The sequence below is a fragment of the Pseudomonas sp. CFBP 5748 genome, assembly GCF_053850495.1.
Window position 1 is genome coordinate 175,401 of sequence record NZ_JBSPTN010000013.1, and the last position, 7,052, is coordinate 182,452.

A 7,052-nucleotide genomic window follows, 5' to 3' on the forward strand; every position below is an offset into this window, starting at 1 on the left:
TGAAGACAAATGCACGACAAGGGAACCCAGAAGCTCGCTGATGGAGAGCTGGCTCGAAAGAGCCGCGCTATCCAGAGCCTCAAAGAAATCCTTGGCCTTGATGAGGGCGCCTACCAGGCGCACCTCGACAGCCTGAATGAAGCTGAGCGAGCGACCTACGAAACTGAGCTCAAAGCGTACATCGAGACATGCACGATCATGTCCGGTGAATACCTGCAGTGGTCGAGCCAACTGCTGCTTGCCGCGCCAGAGGGCGTGGAGTCGGAAAGTAGCTACCAGTCGAGCCTGATCGCTCCGATGGGCGCCGTCCTGCTGAACGCCCTGGAGAAGAGCAATGCCATAGCGTTTCCGCAGCATCTTCGTGACGCAGCGGCCCAGATTGAGAGGCTGGCTGACGCCAAACGCCGGTTCCTCACCGAGCTATATGGACACTTGCGTGACGACGAGAGGGAGAGCTATGGCGACTTGCTGGAAGCCTGTGATCCCCTGCTCTGCTCGATGCCAGACCTCAAGCTTTATGAGACACACCAAAGGCTCATTCTGGCGTGGAAATTCCTATCACAACTTCTGATCAAGCCTCTGGACGGCGTTCCTGATAACTGGATCGAAGCTGCCGCCACCAAGGCACATAAACGTATTACCGAGCTTTCTAGCGGCGCCCTACGGCCTCTGCTTGAGGCTGCAGCAACCCCGAAAAAAGATTCGCTCTCTGCAGAGCTGCTGCTTGCCAGCATGGTGAATCGCTCTCACTGGGAGCTTCTCGAATACGAACGTTTGGAGCAGATAGCCACCCAGAGCCTTTCTAGGCTAACCCGTGGCCTTAAGCAGAAAGGGAACCATCACATTCCTGCTTACCTTGAAAAAGCAGCCTTCAAAGACTGGCTGTTAATGCAGCTCTCCCAGAACAGGTTCCCCGGCGAAGAAGCCTGGCGCACCTTGAAACGACAGCATCTGGAGCGCTTCTACTTTCAAGCCACCTGGATACTCGATTGGGAAAAATTGAACGGCGTGGAGCACAGCGTGAAGGAGGATGCCCTTCTCAACATGTGCGCGCTGCACTTTGCTTGGAGCTACTGCACCCGCGAAAAGCATGACCTCAGAGTTCCAGACGTCAAAGATCTCGACCTTGTGAATGGACGCGAGATCGAGACCGATGAGCAGGTGCCTTTGACTCGCATCATGTACCAACAGCGTCAGCTAAATACGATGCTCTTGAGCTACCAACACGTCGAGCTCAACCCACAAAAGCTGGAGACGTACACCAAGTGCAACAGGGATGGTCGACGTCAACAAATGCAGTTCATCCGCTCGAATCTACACAACCTTTCCCTGGCGCAGTGGAAAAGCCTTACCAACAACGCATGGAACGTACTCGATGCCCTGCTGCAGAAGCATGGCGCGCTTTAATCATAATGCGGCGGGCGGATAGCTGCACGCCGGCTCCGAAAAAATAATGGGCCCATAGCATGTACCAAAAAGACCACTCTCCTCACGAAGCTCCCAGCGACACTCTTGATGAAAACGGCAATCGCGTCAAAAATCCGAACAGGATCACAGTCAATCAGCACGTGATCCCCCAGGCACACCTGAAAGAATGGCTAAAGGACGACAATCTCCTCACCATACACAGAAAGCAGGGTGGCGCCCCCATAGAGCGCTCGCCCAAGAGTGCCTTTGTTGTAGCCAGGCTATGGGATCAGCAGGCTGAACAGGGGATGATCAAGTCGACTGAAGACAATTACCTAAAGCTGATAGATGGCTTCCGAAAGAACGGGAGCATCGAGAGATCCCCCATCGTCACCGAGTATTTCGTCATGTTGGCAGCACGGGCTTACTGCGTAGCCAAAGAAAGGCCGCTCTACGACTCGATCATGGAGCCGCCGCCATGCATACCCTCGCAAGCACAGCTTGAAAAAGATGAGGTTGAGCAGGTGAATGACACCGTCCGAATCTTCAACGGAACTGGTGATCCACATGCTACAGCTCGCATGATTGTAGGTATGGCGCTCACACAGTTTTTCATCAGGGGGCGCGAGCTCTTGAAGGACACTGCATGGGTGCCTTTTACGACGATGGGGGAGAAATTCATTCTTCCCGACTCAAACGTTGCACTTTACGAGCAAGGTTTCCCAGCACTGCCAGTGAGCCCGGAACTCGTGCTTCTTGACGAGAAGCTCCTTGCCAAACTCCAAAAGGCCGGCAGGCTCACGCCGGAGTATCTCAACAAGCGCTTCTTGGAGTCATCGGTTCGCTACTACGTTTCCCCCAAGTGAATCCTGCAGGCGCTCCGCGCTTTGCCCGCAGCCAGAACAGATGCGCTCTGCCTACTCGCTCCATCTCCGGCCTACTTCTGGCCTTCCGTATTCCTCCTGAAGACCTCCATGCGACGTTCATTCCCTGAGCATGAGCCGCTGAGCTCCCATCGAGATACACCTGATCAGCCAGGCTCCTGGGAGGATACTCGTGCCGAGCGTTTGGTCGAAGTTGCCAGAGATTATTGGCGCCCGGATTAATTTGGCAATCGGCCTGTTCCTGATTCCGCTCTTCTTCCTGCCTTTCTGTTCGGCTGGATCATGTGGGACTGGGCCTCGCCGGCAGCGATCTACTCGCTCATCTACGACAAGATATTCATGATCATCGTTGGGGTGGCCCTGCTACTGCTCCTGGCCTAGACAGAAGGGTTTAAAGCTTCGCTGGATGAGGCCCCGGCCTTAGCCAAGTTCCAGTGCGAGACGCCGTACCCTGGCTGGCTATGGCGCTACTACCTTCGCCGGAACAAGGATCTCATCGAGGCCTACTGGCGCGTCTACAACTTCGAGGTGGCAGAAGACTCCCTTGCCGTTTATCTGCAGCAGCACATGCCAAGGTTTATCGGCGCCATACCTAGGCGATGTCGTTCATCGCCGAATGGTTGACGCTTCAGCACGTCAGCGGCCACATTCGAAGCTGTCACCTACGCTACACCCGAAATTGGCCGGTAAGCGTGAGATCGCAGCACGTCAGCGGTCACTCGAGATCGAGACGTAGGTGACTTGGCAAAACAAAGGGGTCGAAATGAACGTACAGCTAGAACTTATGAATAAAAACATATCCATGCTCCAGGCAGAAATAAAATACCTGCAAATTAAAATCCAAGAATCCAGACACGCAGGTGACCAGGAAAAGCATAGCCAACTTTTAGAGCAGCAAAACAATGCAGCCTACTACCTCGAATATGCAACAGAGACGAAGGCCAAGATAATTATGAATACCCATAAAAGCTAGCAACTCACAACCGCTAATATTGGCAGAAAGGATATGCAGATTGTTAAAGCCAATCAACAAGGAAGCAAGTGTAAATGAAAGCGAGAAGATTCTTGCCACGATTGCTTCAAATACATTTTTTAGCCTGTGGTGCTACCCCAGCCTGTATCGGTCGTTAGGAAAAGGAAAAGAGCTTACCGACCTCACCGTGTACTTCAACAACACGGTTATACTATTTTCCGACAAGGGGCACGTTAAGTTCCAAGAGCAGAATGACCCCAAACTTGCTTGGAGCCGATGGTACAGAGCCGCAGTCAAGGAATCTGCAAAACAACTGCATGGAGCAGAAAGTTGCATTAGGAATCACCCGGACAAGATCTTCCTCAATAGTAAACTTGATGAGCCATTCCCTTTTGACTTGAGTAGGACTGATCTCAAAATACACCTGATAGCGGTAACCCGAGGAATAGGTAAACATGCCAAGCAGCATTTCGACGCCATAAGGCCCGGCAGCCGTGGTTCGCTCGGCTACCTTTATGGAGCGAATGAAGAACAGTTGCTCGATAAACCGTTCTTCGTCGGCGATGTAGACATAAGCAAAACCTTCGTTCACGTGCTAGATGAAGGGGGTATAAAACTTCTCCTAGAAGAGCTTTGCACACCTGCAGACTTCATCCGATACCTCGAGGTTAAAGAGGATGCAATCCGCAACAAAGACCTCCTGATCAGCGCTGGAGAAGAGGAAACACTTGCATGCTATCTTCAAGAGAATGGTGGCAACGGGTTCGGAAAAATTACCAACCCATCTCAAAACAAAGGCAATTTCCTAATGATACCCGAAGGAGAATGGAATCATTACAGGAAAACGGTAATATATGCCTTGAGGTATCAACAAAGAAAAGAAGCAAAGCTATGGAATGAAATCATTTCCCGCTTCGCGGACGGGATTGTGGATGCACAGGTAGGTGAAGCAAGTGACTTACCGTTCATAACGCATGCAAATGCTGTGCAGGTGTTGGCGTCGGAAAACCTTCTGTCGAGTAGCCTCCTTGCAACTACCCTATTTGACAAATTCCATACAGTCCCCAGCGGAACACGCTCAGCACGAACGACTTACTCTCTCTGTAATCCAGGCCGAGTGTACGTCTTCGTATTTTTCCCGTGGAGTCATAGATTCAACTCCTATGATGAATATAGACAGGAGCGAACTGCCTACATGCAGCTATACGCATGTGTAGCGCGGTACAAGTTCCAGAAAGCAAAAGAAATCGTAGCTCTTGGAGCCGAGCCGACACCAAAGGCCATCAAGGGGGCTCTGAGACAATTTTTGCTATAGATGCATCTGTTCCGCTTACTGGCGATGAGCGAATGACTGCTCAACAAATCATGAAAACCTACAACATACTAGACAACATTTCTCAGAGAGCAATACCAGGGAACGGGGCGGCCAAGAAAGTTAGCCGAAATGCTCCGTGCCCGTGTGGCTCTAATAAGAAGTATAAGAAATGCTGCTTCAACCCAGAGCCATAACTTTTTTGTGGATGGGTGAGAGCTCCTCCAGTAGGCGGAAACCATCGCACAACGGAGAGTTATGGGCTCGCCCCCTGCTAGGGGACAGCTGTCGTGAACCGCAACCTGGCTGCACCAGGTTACGGCCCTATCGGGCTTCCATCTTCTCGCCTTTGGCCCATCGTGGGCCGGCGCGCTCCGCTTGCAGTTTTGCCCACAAACCAAAAATACCTACTAACCGACATACCGAGGGAAAGGCGCCTGCTAGCTTCTTTCTTTGCCATGCCCTAGCAATATGTTCATGAGCAGACCAGCGCTCTCTGGAAAGGCGTTTGCAGCGAAGACCGGAAAGCGTCAAGGAGTAGGATAGAAGTTGCCTATAACCTTTTGCTGATGGGAGATTTGGATTGGCTTGCGATCTTTGAGCACCAGCTTGAGACCCCAGGACTTAGTAAAGCTGCTGAGCTTGACGTCCGAATGGGTGTAGCCACGCTTAAAGCCGTCTAAGGCCTCTTGGGTCATCAGGTACAGAGTCTTCTGATGAAACTCTGACTGCACATGGTCACTGGCTCTGTCGCTCGACAGCCAATGGAGCGTCTGGGTTATTCGGCGGTAAAGCATGTTCAACCGGGCCAGCACTTCCGCCTCATTCGTGGGAGCCGGAAACTCGACATTTACGGTCACGCCTTTTGCCTCTTTTTTCTCTTCCTTGATGTCCGGAATTTTCCACAGGGGCTCGAAATGGGCAACCCGATTGCGCAGGGATCTGACGGTCTCAAGCCGGGCGTAAACAGTGCCAACGTTTTTCTGGTTGTTCCAATGACCCGCGTTACTCGCGTAACGATGATGAGGAAAGATCATCGGGATGATACTGTCCCAAGACAGCCTGAGATCCAGCAGAGGCGCCCAGAAGCCGAAGGTCATGTTCGCGATCACTTGGTTTGGACTTACGGGATGGTGTTTCCGGGTAAAGGAATGGCAATTTTGAGCCTTGTTCCACGACTTGTCATGAGTGACTGCCATCACCTTCGCCGAACTCTTCCCGCTGAGCCTCAAGACTTCGTACCAATTGTTTGCGTCAGCGTTGCCGATGATCCTCGAGGGATGCTGGGCCATCGCGTATCGGCTAAGTGCAAGGTGGAAGCGATTTCGCAGCGCCACTTCCACGATACCAGTCAGGCGCATGAAGTTCGTAGACAGAACCTCGTTCCAACAGTACAGGCCGTACAGTTCCGAGTCAGATGCCGGGTTAAAGAAACGTCTGTAGGAGGACAGTCGGGCAACCGAAATTGAGTCCAGCGAACTGAGAATGTTGAGCGGCGTCGGGTTGTACATGGTTGCTTCCACTGCGATATCAGCGCGAACTCTTTGCTGGCGTGCACTGAGATAGGCGTCGGTTATTGCCCGATACGGTTACGGGGTACTGGTCATAGGCGCGCTTTAATATCACATTTCTGCTCGGGGGGGGATGGGGCTTTTGAGGGGAGGCCGAGGTAATTTACGAGACCCACACCTCAGGCTCATCACTGGCTGAGCGAGAGGCTGTCACCCAATCGCGGGCATCTGTTCTGAAGGCGAGATGAACGTACAGAATGGGAATTGAAAAGACTAGAATCGAGAGCGCTTTAGCAGACGATGCTGGAAGCCAGATAACACAGGGGGGGCGGGAAAATTGTCGCGAAAAGACTGAACCAGGAGGGAGAAACCTTGCACCTGCCGTCGAAGCATCAGACTTTCAGCCTGTCAGATAAGGAAAAGGCCACCCTTTAGGGGTGGCCTTGTCACATGCTTCATTGCCCTTGGATCTTCAGTGGTGCTATTAACCTGCTGACGATTTAGCCCAAGCGCCTACACATCAATAGTACACAACGCACGGGTCGATTGTCTATCCCTAGCCTTGTTTTTTATGAATGGCAGCTAGAGTTGTCCTGAGGCGGCAAAAGGGGCTTACCGTTGCAGGCGGTCACCTGTACAGCCCATCGCGCCCGTTACCTCGAGGCGAGCGCGCTGGGTATCGGTCATCTGGGCCCAAAGCTCATACCAATCGCACTACTAGCTAGCGAAAATGTAGCTTTGGTAAGGAAGCTATACATAGCAAATGCTATGCGCGCGGAGAGTTACCTTGGACGCATAAGGCCGCATCTTGCAATTATTATGGTGGCCAAACAATACTAAAAAGCCAGTTCGCGTCTACGCTCAAGGATCCCTCTATTTGAGATGAGCGTATGCGTCCGGACATCACATCTTGCGTGATTAAACCGGCTGCCACTTATGCGGAAGCAGCAGCTCGATTTCACTCG

General features: G+C 52.1%; 6 protein-coding genes. 5 read left to right on the top strand and 1 reads right to left on the bottom strand.

What is annotated here, in order from left to right; all coding sequences use genetic code 11:
- Positions 1 to 9: 9 nt before the first annotated feature.
- The 5 genes from ACWNZ1_RS24785 to ACWNZ1_RS24805 all read left to right on the top strand — a co-directional run bounded on the left by ACWNZ1_RS24785 (position 10) and on the right by ACWNZ1_RS24805 (position 4,773).
- Positions 10 to 1,407: a hypothetical protein gene (locus ACWNZ1_RS24785; RefSeq protein ID WP_456027938.1), complete on the top strand. Its 1,398-nt coding sequence runs from the start codon at positions 10 to 12 to the stop codon at positions 1,405 to 1,407.
- Positions 1,408 to 1,466: 59 nt separating this feature from the next.
- Positions 1,467 to 2,273: a DUF4238 domain-containing protein gene (locus ACWNZ1_RS24790; protein ID WP_456027939.1), complete on the top strand. Its 807-nt coding sequence runs from the start codon at positions 1,467 to 1,469 to the stop codon at positions 2,271 to 2,273.
- Positions 2,274 to 3,054: 781 nt separating this feature from the next.
- The gene (locus ACWNZ1_RS24795; protein WP_456027940.1) at positions 3,055 to 3,264 is read left to right on the top strand and encodes a hypothetical protein; all 210 of its coding nucleotides are present in this window, start codon (positions 3,055 to 3,057) and stop codon (positions 3,262 to 3,264) included.
- Between the two features lie 40 nt (positions 3,265 to 3,304).
- The gene (locus ACWNZ1_RS24800; protein ID WP_456027941.1) at positions 3,305 to 4,579 is read left to right on the top strand and encodes a zinc chelation protein SecC; all 1,275 of its coding nucleotides are present in this window, start codon (positions 3,305 to 3,307) and stop codon (positions 4,577 to 4,579) included.
- A gap of 50 nt (positions 4,580 to 4,629) precedes the next feature.
- On the top strand, positions 4,630 to 4,773 hold the full coding sequence (locus ACWNZ1_RS24805) for an SEC-C metal-binding domain-containing protein (RefSeq protein ID WP_456027943.1): 144 nt from the start codon (positions 4,630 to 4,632) through the stop codon (positions 4,771 to 4,773).
- Positions 4,774 to 5,106: 333 nt separating this feature from the next.
- On the opposite strand, the gene ACWNZ1_RS24810 is transcribed toward ACWNZ1_RS24805, so the two are convergent.
- Positions 5,107 to 6,087, bottom strand: coding sequence for an Abi family protein (locus ACWNZ1_RS24810; RefSeq protein WP_456027942.1), 981 nt, complete (start codon positions 6,085 to 6,087; stop codon positions 5,107 to 5,109).
- Between the last annotated feature and the right edge of the window lie 965 nt (positions 6,088 to 7,052).